Annotated in this window: 18 protein-coding genes; 17 read left to right on the top strand and 1 reads right to left on the bottom strand. The window is 48.9% G+C overall.

All coding sequences use genetic code 11. The features are described from left to right. Positions 1-2: 2 nt before the first annotated feature. From AXG56_RS10470 to AXG56_RS10405, 14 genes are all read left to right on the top strand, one after another. Complete coding sequence (locus tag AXG56_RS10470; RefSeq protein WP_008637665.1) at positions 3-1,175, top strand: thiolase family protein; 1,173 nt, start codon at positions 3-5, stop codon at positions 1,173-1,175. Between the two features lie 76 nt (positions 1,176-1,251). Next, positions 1,252-1,818: a TetR/AcrR family transcriptional regulator gene (locus AXG56_RS10465; protein ID WP_008637667.1), complete on the top strand. Its 567-nt coding sequence runs from the start codon at positions 1,252-1,254 to the stop codon at positions 1,816-1,818. A gap of 55 nt (positions 1,819-1,873) precedes the next feature. After that, the gene (locus AXG56_RS10460) at positions 1,874-2,302 is read left to right on the top strand and encodes a thioesterase family protein (protein WP_008637669.1); all 429 of its coding nucleotides are present in this window, start codon (positions 1,874-1,876) and stop codon (positions 2,300-2,302) included. After that, complete coding sequence (locus AXG56_RS10455) at positions 2,289-3,053, top strand: SDR family NAD(P)-dependent oxidoreductase (protein WP_008637671.1); 765 nt, start codon at positions 2,289-2,291, stop codon at positions 3,051-3,053. Before AXG56_RS10460 ends, AXG56_RS10455 begins: the two co-directional genes overlap by 14 nt. Positions 3,054-3,119: 66 nt before the next feature. Further along, entirely contained in the window at positions 3,120-4,799 is a 1,680-nt protein-coding gene (locus tag AXG56_RS10450; RefSeq protein WP_062514351.1) for a long-chain-fatty-acid--CoA ligase, read from the top strand. A 61-nt stretch (positions 4,800-4,860) separates the two neighbouring features. Next, entirely contained in the window at positions 4,861-5,724 is an 864-nt protein-coding gene (locus tag AXG56_RS10445; RefSeq protein ID WP_026578162.1) for a branched-chain amino acid ABC transporter permease, read from the top strand. Then, positions 5,725-6,753 carry a branched-chain amino acid ABC transporter permease gene (locus AXG56_RS10440; protein WP_008637679.1) on the top strand — a complete coding sequence of 343 codons (1,029 nt, stop codon included), beginning with the start codon at positions 5,725-5,727 and terminating at the stop codon, positions 6,751-6,753. It begins immediately after the preceding gene. Positions 6,754-6,755: 2 nt separating this feature from the next. After that, positions 6,756-7,520: an ABC transporter ATP-binding protein gene (locus AXG56_RS10435; protein ID WP_008637680.1), complete on the top strand. Its 765-nt coding sequence runs from the start codon at positions 6,756-6,758 to the stop codon at positions 7,518-7,520. Beyond that, positions 7,513-8,220, top strand: a complete 708-nt coding sequence (locus AXG56_RS10430) for an ABC transporter ATP-binding protein (protein WP_008637681.1) — start codon at positions 7,513-7,515, stop codon at positions 8,218-8,220. The genes AXG56_RS10435 and AXG56_RS10430 overlap by 8 nt, the downstream gene beginning before the upstream one ends. 36 nt (positions 8,221-8,256) lie before the next feature. Continuing rightward, on the top strand, positions 8,257-9,477 hold the full coding sequence (locus AXG56_RS10425) for an ABC transporter substrate-binding protein (RefSeq protein ID WP_026578164.1): 1,221 nt from the start codon (positions 8,257-8,259) through the stop codon (positions 9,475-9,477). 81 nt (positions 9,478-9,558) lie between these two features. After that, on the top strand, positions 9,559-10,710 hold the full coding sequence (locus AXG56_RS10420; protein WP_008637683.1) for an acyl-CoA dehydrogenase family protein: 1,152 nt from the start codon (positions 9,559-9,561) through the stop codon (positions 10,708-10,710). Positions 10,711-10,720: 10 nt separating this feature from the next. After that, a complete protein-coding gene (locus tag AXG56_RS10415; RefSeq protein ID WP_008637684.1) occupies positions 10,721-11,920 on the top strand; it encodes a thiolase family protein in 1,200 nt (399 codons plus the stop codon). Between the two features lie 5 nt (positions 11,921-11,925). Then, on the top strand, positions 11,926-12,705 hold the full coding sequence (locus tag AXG56_RS10410) for an enoyl-CoA hydratase/isomerase family protein (protein ID WP_026578166.1): 780 nt from the start codon (positions 11,926-11,928) through the stop codon (positions 12,703-12,705). A gap of 14 nt (positions 12,706-12,719) precedes the next feature. Further along, positions 12,720-13,118, top strand: a complete 399-nt coding sequence (locus AXG56_RS10405; RefSeq protein ID WP_026578167.1) for a PaaI family thioesterase — start codon at positions 12,720-12,722, stop codon at positions 13,116-13,118. 27 nt (positions 13,119-13,145) lie between these two features. On the opposite strand, the gene AXG56_RS10400 is transcribed toward AXG56_RS10405, so the two are convergent. Beyond that, positions 13,146-14,264, bottom strand: a complete 1,119-nt coding sequence (locus AXG56_RS10400; RefSeq protein ID WP_062514349.1) for a glycerate kinase — start codon at positions 14,262-14,264, stop codon at positions 13,146-13,148. A gap of 113 nt (positions 14,265-14,377) precedes the next feature. On the opposite strand from AXG56_RS10400, the gene AXG56_RS10395 reads away from it, so the two are divergent. The 3 genes from AXG56_RS10395 to glaH all read left to right on the top strand — a co-directional run bounded on the left by AXG56_RS10395 (position 14,378) and on the right by glaH (position 16,653). Beyond that, positions 14,378-14,932 carry a chromate transporter gene (locus tag AXG56_RS10395; RefSeq protein WP_026578169.1) on the top strand — a complete coding sequence of 185 codons (555 nt, stop codon included), beginning with the start codon at positions 14,378-14,380 and terminating at the stop codon, positions 14,930-14,932. Continuing rightward, the gene (locus AXG56_RS10390) at positions 14,929-15,459 is read left to right on the top strand and encodes a chromate transporter (RefSeq protein ID WP_008637689.1); all 531 of its coding nucleotides are present in this window, start codon (positions 14,929-14,931) and stop codon (positions 15,457-15,459) included. The genes AXG56_RS10395 and AXG56_RS10390 overlap by 4 nt, the downstream gene beginning before the upstream one ends. 258 nt (positions 15,460-15,717) lie before the next feature. Further along, positions 15,718-16,653: a glutarate dioxygenase GlaH gene (gene glaH, locus AXG56_RS10385; RefSeq protein ID WP_062514347.1), complete on the top strand. Its 936-nt coding sequence runs from the start codon at positions 15,718-15,720 to the stop codon at positions 16,651-16,653. The last annotated feature ends 3 nt before the right edge of the window (positions 16,654-16,656 follow it).

The following is a 16,656-nucleotide window of genomic DNA, read 5'->3' as shown; positions in this document are numbered from 1 at the left end:
AATTGGGGAATAGAGATGCAGTGATCGTATCAGCAGTCCGGACGGCCATTGGAAAGCAGGGAGGTTCTCTTGCAACCGTACCGGCGCATGTTCTTGGCGCAGAAGTTATTAAGGAAGCCGTGAAGCGTGCGAAAGTCAATCCCGAACAGATTGAAGACGTCATTTTCGGTAATGTTTTGAGCGGGGGAGGAAATATTGCCAGATTTTCCGCCCTGCAGACAGGGTTATCAATGAAAATCCCCGGATTGACGGTGGACCGCCAGTGCGGGTCCGGGGTGAATGCTATTCACTTAGCTGCTCAAGCCATTAGATCTGGAGACGGAGATGTATATGTCGCTGGGGGAACAGAAAGCATGAGCAGGGCTCCTTATCTGATGGATCGGCCGGAGCGTCCCTACAGTCCTGTCCCCCCATCGTTCCGATCCTCACAGTTATCGCCGAAGGAGATTGGAGATCCACCCATGGGAATCACGGCAGAAAACCTTGCCGAACAGTACAATATATCCCGGGAGGATCAAGATGCGTTTGCCCAGCGTAGTCAGGAGCGGATGGGGCTGGCCATGGCAGAAGGGCGGTTCGATGAACAGATTGTACCTCTTCACATTCCAGTGCGGAAAGGTGAACCGGTCGAATTTAAACAGGATGAACATCCACGACCGTCCTCAACGATTGAGGGGATGGCGAAGCTGAAGCCTGCATTTGCTCAAGGGGGCAGTGTGACGGCAGCCAACAGTTCCGGGTTGAACGATGCCGCTGCTGCATTAACCCTTATGTCGCGTGAAAAAGCGGAGGCGGTTGGAGTGGAGCCGCTCGCAAAAATTGTTGCCTGTACGGTTGCCGGCGTTGACCCTAACATTATGGGGATAGGTCCGGTTCCCGCCACACAAAAAATCATGGAGCAGACGGGATTATCACTGGCTGACATGGATGTCATTGAAATTAATGAGGCGTTCGCAGCCCAGGTTCTTGCCTGTCAGGCGGAATTGAAAATGAATATGGAGAAGGTGAACGTTAACGGCGGAGCCATTTCTCATGGCCATCCACTTGGTGCGACCGGAGCGATCCTGACGACGAAAGCAGCCTATGAGCTGAAACGCATCGGTGGAAGATATGCGTTGATCACGGCTTGTATCGGAGGCGGCCAGGGGATATCGATGATCATCGAACGTGATTGACGAAATCCGTCGCTTTTTCCCGATTTAGGAATGTTATAATTTATATCATCCCTAAACGAGAGGATCGTGTTGTTCTATGCGAGATAAAATCATTCATACCAGTATCCACCTTTTTGATGAAAAAGGATTTACCGAAACGTCTCTGCAGGAAATCGTGGAAGAGATCGGTGTAACAAAAGGTACCTTTTACTATTATTTCAAAAACAAACAGGAGCTTTTGACGGTCATCCATTTGGACTTCATTGAATTTCTTTTGCGGAACCAGGAGGAGATTCTGCATGACGTCTCGAAAGATAGCAAGCAAAAGCTCCGCAGCATGATTTATATGAGTATCCACAGCATTAAGGATCGAAAGCAGAGTGCCCGAATCTTTTTCCGTGAAATGCGGAATCTGGGTCCGGATTACTTGGAACCGATTATTGAAAAGAGGGACCAGTTCCGGGTGAATGTCCAAAAGGTAGTCGAGGAAGGAATCTCGAACGGGGAGTTCGAGGAAGGGATGAATCCGGATATGGTGACACGTGGAATTCTTGGTATGACAAACTGGAGCTATTATTGGTTCGATCCAACCGGGAAAGTTTCGGAGGAGGATCTCACTTCCATTTATCTTGAAATGATTTTGAACGGAATTGCAAAATCCTGATAGCTCTTTAAGAGCTATCGCCATAACATACTGACTGGTCAGAAGGGGTGAGGAAGTGGAGCATGAGAGTAAAGTGAGGGTCCGTTTCTGCGAGACGGATATGGCTGGACACGTCAATAATACAAGCTACTTCATCTACTTGGAAGAGGCACGGGGAAAGTTCTTTCAAGATATTTTCCCGAGCCACTTGAATACAGTTGGAACGTTCATCCTTGCAACAACGACGTGTGATTTCGTCAGCCAGGCCTATTTCGGACAGCCGCTTATTGTCCAGTCCTGGGTATCTGATATCGGCAACAGCAGTTTTTCCTTCGGGCATCGGATCATCGTCGAAGGAACAGAGGAGCTGGTAGCGAAAGCGAGTGCCGTCATTGTTCATTTCAATTATGATAAGCAAATAAGTGAACGGATTCCCGATGAGCTTCGCCTTTTACTTGACGATTGTCTTATGACGGAAAGGAGTGGGAGCCGTGGGAAGATTTGATTCCACAGTCGCCGTCGTGACCGGAGCCGGCAGCGGAATCGGAGCAGCGACTGCTATGAGACTGGCTGAAGAAGGAGCGGTTGTGGTCCTTGTAGGACGGACGACTTCCAAGCTTGAGCATGTGGCAGCGGATATTCAGGAAGCGTTCGGAGCGCGAAGAGCTTCGATTTATCAAGCAGACGTTTCCGAAGAGGAGCAGGTAGCTGGTCTTGCTGCTTTTCTCTACGAAACATATGGGAACGTGGATGTTCTGGTTAACAACGCGGGAACCTCCGGGAAATCTTCTATTCTGGAAATGGAAGCGTCGGAATGGGACCGCATTCAGGACGTGAACCTGAAGAGTGTCTTCCTCGTATCGAAGGCATTGGCACCACTGATGATGGAGAAGGAAAGTAGAAAACGGTCGATTGTGAATGTTGCTTCTTTGTCCGGACATAAGGCAGGAGCGAAAATTCCGCATTACAGTTCATCAAAAGCCGCGGTCATCAATTTCACGAAAGCGCTGGCATTGGAGTTCGCAGATTCCGGTGTACGCGTCAATTCCGTTTCTCCCGGATTTGCAGTGACATCGATGACCGAAGAAGGGTTGAAAAATGAAAAATTTGAGAAGTCTATTCAACGTCATACAGCATTGAAAAGGGTAGGAAAACCGGAAGAGATTGCAGCCGTCATCTGCTTTGCAGCTTCCGAAGAAGCATCCTATATGACAGGCACCGATTTGCTGGTCGATGGAGGATGGATGATCAGCTGAATTTTCGCCCCTTTTAGAAAGCGCTTACAGAAAAGTCTTGTGAAAAAGGAAGAAGGAGGACTATGTATGCACACGAAACATTATGAATTCTGGCCTAAGCTTACGAAGTCACTGACCATTCCGGAAACCTCGATATATGAAAACCTGCAAGTGTCCGCACGCCGCTATCCGAAGCATGCGGCCATTTCTTATTATGGCACGACTATACCGTATGAGAAGCTGCTGGGGGAAGTTGATGCCCTTGCCGGATATATGCAGAAAGAGTGGGAGGTCAAAAAAGGGGATAAAATCCTTTTATTGATGCAGAATGCCCCTCAGTATATCGTCAGTTTTTTTGCCATTCTGCGTACAGGAGCTGTTGTCGTTCCCATCAATCCGATGTTGAAAGCAGAAGAGCTCGCGTTTTATGTGAAAGACGGATCCATCGAGCATGCCATTGCAGGTCAGGAGCTTATGTCCGTCGTGGAACCGCTGCTAACATCTACGACTTTACATAGCATTCTGTCTGCGGCGTATTCCGATTATCGCGGGAAGAAGGATGAAGAACTCCAGCCGCAGGAAGTAACAGCAGAGAAAAGGGTATTCGAATCGGAAGCGATTACGCACTGGAGCGATGCTCTGGAGCGGGAGCATACACCGATAGATGTCGATGTCCGCGCAGAAGATCTTGCCGTCATGCCTTATACTTCGGGAACGACAGGGCTGCCGAAAGGATGTATGCATACGCATCGTACGGTTCAGGCAAATACACTCGGTGCCTTCTATTGGTCCAGGACGACGATGGATTCCAAGTCGCTCGCGACGCTTCCATTCTTCCATGTTACAGGTATGGTCCACAGTATGCTTATGCCTGTCTATAGTGGCAATACCGCAGTCGTAATGACGCGGTGGAACCGGGAAATGGCAAGACGGACGATCAGAGATGAAACATGTACGCACTGGGTGACAATCAGCACAATGCTTGTTGATTTTCTTGCCAATCCGGAAGTGAAAGCAGAGGATTTGACCACTCTCTACGCCATCTCCGGCGGAGGAGCATCCTTTCCAAAAGCGCTTGGTGAAAAACTGTACAAGCTTACCGGCCTCGAATTTGTTGAAGGATACGGTTTGTCCGAAACAATCGCCCAAACCCATTTTAATCCACCGGATCGTCCGAAGATGCAATGTCTCGGTATTCCATCGTTCAATGTGGATGCGAGAATTATAGATCCTGCGACCTTGGAGGAGGTCGGGACGGGAGAAGTCGGTGAAATCGTTGTGAACGGTCCACAAATCATGGTCGGGTATTACAATCGTCCGGAGGAGAACGAGCATGCGTTTCTTGATATGGACGGAAAGAGCTTTTTCCGAACGGGGGACATCGGCCGGATGGATGAGGAGGGCTATTACTTTATCGTCGATCGACTGAAACGAATGATCAATGCTTCAGGGTATAACGTATGGCCGACAGAGGTGGAATCCGCTCTCTATGATCATCCCGCTGTCCAGCAGGCCTGTGTCGTCGGTGTACCGGATCCGCGTAAAGGAGAAAATATCAAAGCGTTCGTCATTCTGAACGAATCCTACGAAGGTGATATTACAGAAGAAGAAATCATTGCATGGTCGAAAGAGAGAATGGCCGCTTATAAATATCCGCGGATGATTGAATTCATCCAGGAACTTCCGATGACCAACAGCGGAAAGATTTTGTGGCGGAAACTGCAGGAGGATGAACGCAAAAAGGTCGAAGCCAATCAAGAATCCTGAACACCGATGCCCCGGGCGGCCGGGGCATATGCTTAAAAATCGAGCGTAAAGGGGAAGTTTCATGGATATTCTGATGCAACAGTTGTTCAATGGCTTGACAATCGGAAGTGTCTACAGTCTGGTTGCCCTTGGTCTCACCCTTGTTTACGGTATTCTTCATATTCCTAACTTTGCTCACGGTGCATTATATATGCTCGGGGCGTATGTCACTCTGACTATGATGCTGCTTTACGGTGTCCATTACTGGGTTGCTATGGCCGTCTCCGTCCTCGTTGTCGGTCTGCTTGGTGTACTGATGGACCGGATTGTATTTCATCCGCTCCGTAACGCCCCGCCGATCCATGACAAAATTGCCGCCATCGGAATCCTGTTATTTTTGGAAGCTTTCGCTCAATTAATTTGGGGAGCAGATTACCGCACGATGGTTACCCCATATGGGCAGGTCGTCGATATTTTTGGAATGACGGCGACGGTGCAGCGGGTGCTGATCAACGTTGGTGCCATTGTTGTCATGGTCCTCCTCTATTTGTTCCTGAAAAAGACATACGTCGGAGCGACGATTATCGCGATGGCTCAGAATCGGGAAGGGGCACACCTTGTCGGTATCAACACAAACAAAGTTGCCATGCTGACGTTCATGATCTCAGGCGCGCTTGCCGCCATTGCTGCTTCCTTGTCTGCACCGATTAACCTCGTTTTTCCGGGAATGGGCCACCTCGTTATATTGAAGGCATTTGTCATCATTATCATCGGTGGTATGGGCAGCGTCCCGGGGGCGATTCTCGGCGGCTATATTCTTGGCTTTACCGAGAGTCTCGGTGCAACCTATATATCCAACGATTATAAAGACATTATCGCGTTTCTGCTTCTGGTCGCCATCTTGTCCATCAAGCCTAAAGGTTTATTTGCAAGGGAGGGATTTTGATTGGGAGCGCTTCTTAAACAACGGGGCTGGATTATTGGGTTCATCCTCGTCGCTGTTTTGTTTCCCTTCGTTCTGAATAACGGTTATTTCCTTCATGTATTGACTTTGGCCTTCATATGGATGATTGCGGTCTATGGGTTGAACCTGCTCGCTGGTTATACGGGATATCTGTCCCTTGCCCATGCCGGCTTCTTCGCTGTCGGAGCTTATGCTCTGGGACTCCTCACGGTCAAGGCAGAACTCAACTACTGGCTGTCTCTTCTGCTTGCCTGCCTGATCACAAGCGCCATCGGCTGTCTCGTCGGATTAATTGCTCTTCGGACGAGAGAACACTTCTTTGCGATCTACACGCTTTGTGTCGGTTACATCATCTACCTTGTCATTGATAAATGGGACAGTCTCACAGGCGGTGTCCGCGGTTTGATTGGAATCCCCGCCCCCTCCGCAATTGGACCATTGTCATTTGACACACCACTCTCTCAATATTACTTAATCCTATTTTTTCTTTTACTCACCATACTCGTTATGTACCGCATCGTACACTCGCTGACCGGCCGTACTTTTATAGCCATCCGTAATGGGGAGGATCTTGCAAAAACTATCGGTATTTCGACCATGAAGAATAAGCTGATTGTCTTTGTCCTGTCTGCCTTCTTTGCTGGATTTGCCGGTGCTCTCTATGCATCTTTCATTCGATTCATAGGTCCTGATATTGGCTATATGACGGTCATCTTCGACTTGTTGACGTACATGCTTGTCGGCGGGATCGGCACTTTAGCAGGACCGATAGTCGGTACGTTTCTCATCGTAGCCCTGTCCCAGTCGCTTCAATTTCTGCAGGATTATCGAATGCTGATCTTCGGTCCACTCCTCACCCTGTTAATCATTTTCTATCCGAGGGGGATTGCCGGAGCTTATATGGACTGGCGCGTAAAGATGGGGTCGAAGAAGCGGTCGGAAACGAAAAGGCGCCAAGCGTATTTCGACCCACAGGAAGAAGAATCGGAACAAAAAGTGAAGGAGGGATGAGGATGTTAATGGAAACGAAGGGGCTGACGAAACGCTTCGGAGGCCTTGTCGCTGTCAATGAAGTGGACTTCACAATTGAAGCAGGGAAAATCAATGCCATTATCGGTCCGAACGGTGCCGGGAAATCGACATTCTTCAATTTGTTAAGCGGGACCTATACACCGAGTACCGGTCAAGTATTCTACAAGGGAGAAGATATTACAAAGCTGCCTCCGAACAGGATTGCGAAGCTCGGAGTGGCACGAACCTTCCAAACCACTAATTTATTTGAACAGGCAACGGTGCTTGATAACGTCATTGTTGGACATCGTCTGAGAACGAATTCCAATCTGTGGGATGCCATTCTCCGAACGAAGCGATTCCACAGAGAGGAGAAGAAGTGTCGGGATAAGGCGATGGAAGTCCTGGAGTTTGTCGGACTGACGGACGTCCGCGACAAAGTTGCGGGAGGAATATCCCAGGAAGAAAAGAAACGTGTCGCTTTTGCTCTGGCACTCGCTACCGACCCGGAAGTGGTTTTTCTCGATGAACCGACCGCAGGTATTAACCCCGGGGAGACGGAGGGCCTGGCAGAGCTCATGCAGAAAATGGTCAAACGTGGTATTACTGTCTGTCTGATTGAGCACAAAATGAAGATGATTATGAAACTTGCAGGCAAAATCATGGTGCTGAATTACGGCGAGAAGATTGCGGAAGGGACAGCTGATGAAGTAATGAATAACCAAGCTGTCATCGAAGCCTACCTGGGAGGGAGTGCCAGTGCTTGAACTGTTGGATGTGACTGTGAAATATGGCGATCTTGCCGCTGTCGAACATGTCAATCTCCGCGTAGCGGAAGGGGAACTCGTTGTGCTCCTCGGTTCGAACGGTGCGGGGAAAAGCACTACTTTCCATACGGTGAGCGGACTTCATAAACCGAGCACCGGTACAATTCTGTTTGAAGGAAAACCCATTCAAGGGACAGCTCCGGATAAAATTGTCCGTTCCGGTATTGTTCAGTGTGCGGAAGATCGAAAACTTTTTCCGCAAATGTCTGTGAAAGAGAATCTTGTAATGGGAGCATATGTGCACAGGAGAAAGCGGAAACAGGTTCAACAATCTTTGGAAGAAGCCTATGAGCTCTTTCCGATCCTTCGCGATAAGAAGGAAGATGCTGCCGGATCACTCAGTGGAGGACAGCAGCAGATGCTGGCCATTGGACGGGCTATGATGGCGAAGCCTAAGCTTCTGCTTCTAGACGAGCCATCCATCGGACTCGCACCGCTCATTGTCGAGCAAATGTTTGACGTCATCCGGAAGATTAATAAGGACGGGACAACGGTGCTGCTTGCGGAACAGAATGCCTATGCAGCTTTGAAGATTGCGGATCGCGGCTACGTATACGAAAGCGGCAGAGTTGTTGTCCAAGGAACGGCGGAAGAACTGCTGGCCAACGATACCGTAAGAAAAGCATATATTGGTGCGTAATCACAAGTCAGTTAAAAACCATAGGAGGATTATACGATGAAATCTATGAAACTATCGGTTTTGTTCGTGATGTTGGCGATGATGATGGTTATGGCAGGATGTATTGATAACCCGTCCACCCAGTCGGGAGGAGAAGGAGAGGCAGATGCAAAAACGAATGAGCCGGAAGTGAAGGACGGGGAGGAAGTCGTCCATATCGGATACAGTGGTCCTTTGAGTGGTCCTGCGGCCTACTATGGGGAAAGAACCTTGAACGGGCTTTCGATGGCAGTGGATGAAATTAATGAGAACGGTGGTTTTGAAATCGATGGACAGACGTATAAGTTCAACGTCGTTGCTCTCGACGACAAATACCTCCCGAACGAAACGGCAGCGAACGCTAAACGCATGCTTCAGGAGAATGACACACCGATCATTTTCTCTCCTCACAGCGGTGGAATCAAAGCAATGCAGGTCTTCAATGAAGAGGAAAATTTCTTAGTAGCCGCCTATTCCAGTGAGCCGGACATTACAGCAGCAGGCAATGAACTGACGGTAAGAATTCCGCCCAGCTATGATGGCTATTTGGAGCCGTTCACTAATTATGCCATGGAGAACCATGGGAAGAAGCTCGCAGCACTCCCTGCAGCGACACAATACGGAAAAGACTGGACGGAAGCACTTGTTCCTTACTGGGAGGAGCAGGGTGGCGAGGTCGTCTACAACTCCTCCATCGATTTCACAAAAGATACGGATTTCTTCACACTCGTGACAAATGCGCTGAAGGAAGATCCGGACGTACTCTTTATCGGAGGACCTTCGGAACCGACGGCGAAAGTAGCCAAGCAGGCAAGAGAGCTTGGTTTTGAAGGCGGATTCCTTGTCATGGACCAGGCGAAGTTCGATGAGATGAAAGTCGTTACAGAATCCTATGACATGTTGAACGGTTCTGTCGGAGTGCTTCCATTAGTAGATTCTGATTTTCCGGGTACGGCTGAATTCATAGAAAAATATGAAGCTGAACATGGGGAAACACCTGGATCGGAGGCCGGCTATCACTATGTTGCCACGTATATTTTTATGGAAGCAATGAAAGCAGCAGGCAGTGTCGATAATCCTGAGGCAATCCGGGCAAATATGCAGAAAGGTCTGGAAGCACTGCCGGAAGAGAAGCAGGTTTATACCATTGTTAAGTTGGATGAGAACGGTGGCTTCCATACCAATCTTCGTATCGGTGTCATTGAAGAGGGCAAAGTTGTCGACCTGGCTGTAGAATGACGGGATGGCCGGTTTTATCAGTAGACTGATAGACCGGCTTTTTCTTATATAGAAGGAAGAAAAAGGAAGGGAGAGCGGCAGATGGATTTCACCTTGGGAAAAGACGTGGAATTATTGAAGAAAAACGTCAGAGAATTTGTCCAGTCGGAAGTGGAAGCGGCAGCGGCAGTCATCGAAAAAGAAGACAGGATTCCCGATAAGATCTTGGAAGCTTCCAAACAGATGGGCTTGTTTGGTTTGAGTATACCGGAAGCCTATGGAGGACTTGGCATTGGAATGGTCGGTAAGTGTGCACTTTATGAAGAAATTGGAGCGACACACAACGGTTATACCACGATGATCGGTGCGCATACGGGTATTGGAACAGTGGGCATTGTCGAGATGGGAAATGATCTTCAGAAAGAAAGGTATCTTCCCTCTATGGCAAGGGGGGATTCGATTGGCGCATTCGCCCTTACCGAGCCGAGTGCCGGTTCCAACGCCTCCAATTTGAAGACGACAGCCGTCAAACATGGCGATACGTATCTGTTAAACGGAACGAAGCACTATATAACAAACGCACCTATTGCGGATGTGTTCACGGTAATGGCAGTGACCGATCCGGAGAAAGGAGCGAAGGGGATTACGTCGTTCCTCATACAGAAGGATTTTCCGGGCTTTCACGTAGGGGCAGTAGAACCGAAGATGGGGCTTCACGGCTCCCAGTCGGCGGAAGTCATTATGGAAGATTGTGAGGTGCCGGAAGCGAATGTTCTTGGAGAAATCGGTCAAGGTTATGTCAACGCGCTTAAGATACTTGCCAATGGCCGGGCAGGACTGGCTGCAAGGAATCTCGGCTCCTGTCAAAAGCTGCTCGACTTATCGATGCACTATACCCGGGAACGGGAACAGTTCGGCGTTCCAATCATTGATCATCAAGCAGTAGCTCATATGGTCTCGGAAATGGCGGTGGAAATAGAAGCACTTCGCGCACTGACCTACAAAGTTGCCTGGATGGTCGATCAAGGACAGAAGGTGATCAAGGAAGCTGCCATGCTTAAGTTATATGGTTCCGAGGTCTACAACCGCGTCGCTGATAAAGCGGTACAAGTCCATGGCGGGATTGGATACATATCCGATTACCCGATCGAACGATTTTACCGTGACGCCAGGATTACAAGAATATATGAGGGAACCTCTGAAATTCAGAAAAACATCATTGCGGGACAATTGAAGAAGGAATATGCCAGGTAGGAGGAATGAGATGGAAGACGTCGTCATTGTCAGTGCTGTCCGAACCGCAATCGGCCGATACGGGGGAGCGTTGAAGGACCAGCCCTCCTCAAGCCTAGCAGCGACTGTCATTAAAGCTTCTCTGGACCGTTCGGGAGTGGGAAAAGATCAAGTCGACGAGGTGATTTTTGGAGAAGTCAGGCAGACAACGGAAGCCTCCAATGTCGCAAGGGTCGCAGCTCTGCGTGCAGGAATTCCGGAAGAATCTCCCGCCTATACGATCAACCGCTTATGTGCTTCCGGTCTGCAGTGTGTCGCTTCCGCCGTCCAGCAAATCCTTTTCAAGCAGGCGGACATCGTTGTGGCAGGAGGAACGGAAAGCATGAGCAGATCACCAATATATCTTAGAAACGCAAGGTTTGGGGGCGACCGGACACACCTTGTCGACTCCAATACAGAAGCAGGGCAGCAACCTCATGAACTATATGGAAGTGGTCTTGGGATGGGGGTGACAGCGGAAAATGTCGCAGAGCGCTACGGTATTTCACGGAAAGAACAGGATCAGTTTGCTGCGGAAAGCCAGCGGCGGGCTGGAAGAGCTGTCAGCAACGGGAAGTTTAAGAATGAGATTGTTCCGGTTTCTTTAAATAAGCGGGGAGGTACCAGTATTTTTGAAACGGATGAATATCCACGTCCGGAGACAACGGAGGAGAAACTAGCCGCATTACCGACCGTTTTTAAAGAAGGCGGCACCGTAACAGCCGGAAATGCCTGTGGTCGTAATGATGGTGCAGCTGCACTAATTATGATGCGCGCATCAAAGGCTGAGGAGATGGGGCTGACTCCTCTCGCCCGGGTTGTGGATTGGGCTGCTTCGGGAGTGTCTCCGGAGATTATGGGGATCGGCCCGATACCTGCCGTTATGAAGCTTCTGCAAAGGACAGGGAAGAGAATGGAAGATATCGGCTTATTCGAACTGAACGAAGCGTTCGCCTCTCAATCCCTTGCTGTCATACAGGAGCTCGGACTGGACAGGGAACGCGTCAACGTCAATGGAGGAGCCATCGCCTTAGGTCATCCAGTCGGTGCCAGCGGCGCGAGGATACTTGTAACCCTGCTCCACGAAATGAGGAAACGTAACGAACAGGTAGGAATTGCTGCTTTATGCGCCGGCGGAGGACAGGGAATGGCATTGATGGTGGAACAAATCGACCAAAAAAGGAAGGGATGAGACGTATGAAGGAGAAAATGCTTCAATATGGAAAAGAAGGGAAGCTCGCATATTTAAGGATCGATCGTCCGGAAGTAAGGAATGCACTGAATAAACAGACGCTTGAGGAGATGAGTGAGGCACTGGATCGAGCGTCAGCCGATCCGGAAGTCGAACTCGTCGTCTTCACTGGAAGCGGGGAGAAAGCGTTCGCAGCCGGAGCGGATATTAGTCAAATGCCTGACAAGAAAGGCATCGATGCCTTAAAGGAAAACGATATGCAGCAAGTGTACGATCGTATCGAGAGTTTTGAAAAGCCGACGGTTGCCATGGTCAACGGTCTCGCCTTAGGTGGCGGATGTGAACTGGCTATGGCTTGTGATATCCGTATCGCTTCTTCTAACGCAAAGTTTGGTCTTCCTGAACTGAATTTGTCCATCATCCCCGGGGCAGGAGGCACCCAGCGGCTTACAAGGCTTGTCGGAAAAGGAAAAGCATTGGAAATGATTTTGACCGGAAAAGTCATCGAAGCAGAGGAGGCGCTTAGAATAGGACTTGTAACCGACATGGTACCGCCGGAGCACCTGAAAGCAAAAGTGGAGGAAGTGTCTGCAAAGATCCTCGCCAAAGGACCGTTGGCAGTCCAGCTTGCCAAGCTGACCGTACACATGGGAGCGGAGACGGATATGAAGACCGGCTTGCTTCTTGAAAAGCTGTCTCAGGCGATCCTGTTCAATTCGGAAGATAAAAATGAGGGGACCAAGGCCTTTATGGAAAAACGCAGAGCTGTTTTCCAGGGGAAATGAAGGGGGATAACTCCATGCTTGCTTCTGTTGATGATGTTCGTTTGAGTTTTGAACAAAGTCCTTATTTCCAGCACATTGGGTTTGAAATTATACGCTTTGAAGAGGGGGATGTTCTTCTGAAGCTTGCTGTGACAGATAAGCTTAGAAATGTAAACGGCACGTTGCACGGAGGCGTCCACGCATCCATGATCGACTTGATTCTCGGGATGACCATCCGTTCTGCGACCAAGACGCGCTGTTCTACTATAAACCTGAATGTCCATTATCTTGCACCGGTTTCTGGAGGCGATCTCTACGCCAAAGGAAAGTTGCTGCAGCAAGGCTATAAGATTGTTACTGCGGAAGCAGAAATGTATGACACGGAGGGTGTGATGGCTGCCAAAGGAATGGGGACGTTCAAGTTGATCAGATAAAAAAGAGGAGGGCCATGCGCCCTCCTCTCACTTATGGTTAAATAACCGTACGATTTGTGTGGTTGCTTGCTTCACATAGGCTTCTGCATGGTCCAGGCAGTCATCGAGTGTCCTGGGTCCTGGTACAATGGAGAAGCAGGCGGTGAATCGATCGTTGAGTTTTTCAATATCTCCATCCAGGCTTCCGGAGAGGAGAATGACCGGCTTTTTGTGCCGGTGGCATAGCTCGGCGATATACCCTGGTGCTTTGCCGTAAAGTGTTTGATCGTCACTCTGCCCTTCCCCCGTAATCACCAAATCTGCATGCCGGACCGCTTCTTCCAATTGGACGGCCTCTCCCACGAGTTGGGCTCCGGACGTAAGGATGCCGCCAAGCGCCAGGAAAGCAAATCCAAGTCCTCCTGCAGCACCTGCTCCCTTCTGATCCATCAGTGGATGACCTACTGCTTCTTCTACCAATTTCCCATAACACGATAACGCTTGATCATAGGCGAGTATCTGCTCTGTTGTTGCTCCCTTTTGCCTGCCATAAACGTGACTGGCCCCGGATTTACCTGTTAATGGATTATCGACATCACAGGCTACTTGAATTGTCGCTTCCGACACCCTTGGGTCGATGGTCGTAAAGTCCATATGCTCGACGTTATGTAAGTCTTTACCGAAGATACCTGCAGCCTGTCGGTTACCATCTAATGCTTTTATTCCAAGAGCCTGAAGCATACCGAGTCCCCCGTCATTTGTAGAACTGCCGCCGATTGCGATGATGAAGTCGCGCAGCCCCTCATCGAGCGCATGTCTGATTGCGTGGCCAATGCCGTAGCTTGTCGTATGATCAGGGTTTCTTTTGTCCTTCGGGACGAGAGGAAGTCCCGCGATGGCTGCACCTTCTATAATTGCTCTATCTTCCGTCTTGACATACCAGCCCGTCGATTCTTCTCCCAGGGGGCCGGTACATGGGAAGGAGATTTTTTCATGAGGAATAGAGGCTGCCAATGCTTCGATGGTTCCTTCTCCTCCATCCGCCATCGGTATAGCCCTGATTTCTGTATCCGGTAGAACGGCGCGAATGGCCTGTTTCATCGCCTGACTGACTTCGATTGACGATAAACTGCCTTTGAATGAATCCGGTGCTAATACAAATTTCATGAACGGCAAGACTCCCTTCTTTTGCTTCCCTTTATTGTACCAGAGGAGATAGGTAAGAGTAGAAAATCCAATCGATTTGGAGTACAGTGGGGAGCGGAGAAAGGAGTATGGTAATGGTACAGTGGGATATTTTTATAGCATTTTTCCGAGTAGGCATGCTCGGCTATGGCGGCGGCCCATCTTCTATTCCTCTTGTGCATAAGGAAGTGGTCGAGAAATATAAATGGATGTCGGATGATGAGTTCGGGGACGTCCTTGCTCTTGCGAATTCCCTGCCCGGCCCAATTGCCACAAAAATGGCTGGATATATTGGTTATCGCGTGTCGGGCGTAGTCGGGATGATGAATGCACTGGTGGCTTCGGTCCTTCCAACCATCGTGTTGTTGATCATTTTCCTCACATCTTTAAATAACTTTAGAGATCAGGCATGGGTGTCCGGAATGACGAAGGCAGTCGTTCCTGTCGTCGGAGTCATGCTCGCTAAACTCACCTATGATTTTATGATAAAAGCGAAAGGACATATGGGATGGCTTCTTGCCATTTCGCTTGGACTTCTCTCGCTTTTCCTAATGGAATGGATGGGAGTTCACCCTGCTATACTTATAGCGGCCCTGTTGGCCTACGCACTGCTTCGTCCTCGTAAAAAAGAGAGGGGGCAGGCGTCATGATATTATGGAAGATCTTTCTTGCATTTTTCATCCCTGGTATCGTCGGTTATGGGGGAGGTCCTTCTGCCATTCCATTGACGGAAAACGAGATCGTTGACCGTTTCGGCTGGATGTCCGTTTCTGAATTTAGTGAAATGCTGGCCTTGGCAAATGCCCTGCCCGGACCAATTAATACGAAAATTGCCGGCTTAATCGGATATCAACAGGCTGGAGTATTAGGTGCATTTGTCGGAGTGTTTGCTACAGTTGCTCCGTCCCTGATTTTAATGATGTTCTTAATGCGTTTATTATCTAAGTTCAAGGACTCCCCGCGTGTCAAGGAAATGACGAGTTTGATCCGGCCGGTCATCGCTGTTCTGCTGGGAGTTATGGCTTTTGAATTCTTCCATAATTCTTATGAAGGTAGTGGTACCGTCCAGACAGCCGGACTGATTGTGGTCAGCTTTGTATTATTGGAGAAGGTTAAACTAAACCCTGCGTTCGTCATCCTCGGGGCTCTTATTTATGGTGCTCTCTTTTTAGGATGAAGGTATTGACAGAAATTTCAGTTAGTTGTACTATCAAATTAGAAGTAACCAGATAGAGAGGAAGCCCCTTTCATCAACCGGTTACAAAGAACGTTTCGTAAAATAAAAAATGAAACTGTAAAGACTGTCTCGTCTCTGCCGGATCCAGAGATGAATTCGCAGTATAAGCCAGTTTTCTCCTTAGAGAAGGGAGAAAACTGGCTTTTTTCGTTTCCAGGGCCCTGGATATCCTACTACTTAATAAATGGAGGAGTAAACATGTGTGCAGTAGAAATGAAGAAAGATAGTCTCCGTACTTTTGCTGGAAGAGGGTATAACATTGTGCCGCATCCGAAACACCAGCGATTATATTCCATTCAATTGGAAGAAGAAGTCGTTACCCAGTTCTTGAACGAAGTGCAGGATATCAGTGTGGAACAACTGGAGTATATACCTTACCAGCGTCTGATCGTGGCTGATGCTCTGATGCAATTGTTAGACGAAGACTTTCAAACGCTTGTCTGTACGATGCTTCACGACAGAAATTCCGGAGGCTTTACTATCGGATTACAGGGGCGTACGTCATCCACAGAGGATTATGTGAAGTTCTCGACAGCTCTTTCCCATCTTGCCGGAGTTCCTAACTTTGATGCCATGTCTAAAAAGTATTACGCACGCTTTTCCGTGAAACATACAGATGACAGTGATTCGTATCTTCGCCAGGCATATCGCCGCTTCACCCTTCATACAGATGGCACGTATGTCGATGAGCCAACGGACTGGCTCTTGATGATGAAGATGGAAGAAGAAAATGCGGTCGGTGGCAGTTCCCGTCTGCTGCACTTGGATGATTGGGAGGATTTCGATTACTTTTATAACCAGCCGCTGGGGAAACATCCATTTGTTTATAAGGCGCCGGCCAGTAAGAACGTGTCGGAGGAAGTTACGCGCAAAACATTTTATATGTGGAATAACAAACCTTGTATCTGCTTTATCGATCAATTTGTGTATCCCGAAACGATGCAGGAAGCTCAATACTTAAGTCAGTTATCCCGTTCAATGGAAAATTCGGCTGGAGTATTGGAGCTGGAACTGCCGGTCGGAGACTTGGTTATGCTCAACAACCGCTTTTGGCTGCACGGGAGAGCCGGTTTCGAGAGGAATGAATCCCTGCACCGAGAGCTGCTCCGACAGCGCGGGAGGTTCTTACAATAAGGG

The organism is Halobacillus sp. KGW1, assembly GCF_001592845.1.
Classification (GTDB): Bacteria; Bacillota; Bacilli; order Bacillales; family Halobacillaceae; genus Halobacillus.
The sequence above is the reverse complement of the archived record's forward strand: the minus strand, read 5'-3'. Positions and strand labels throughout refer to the sequence as shown.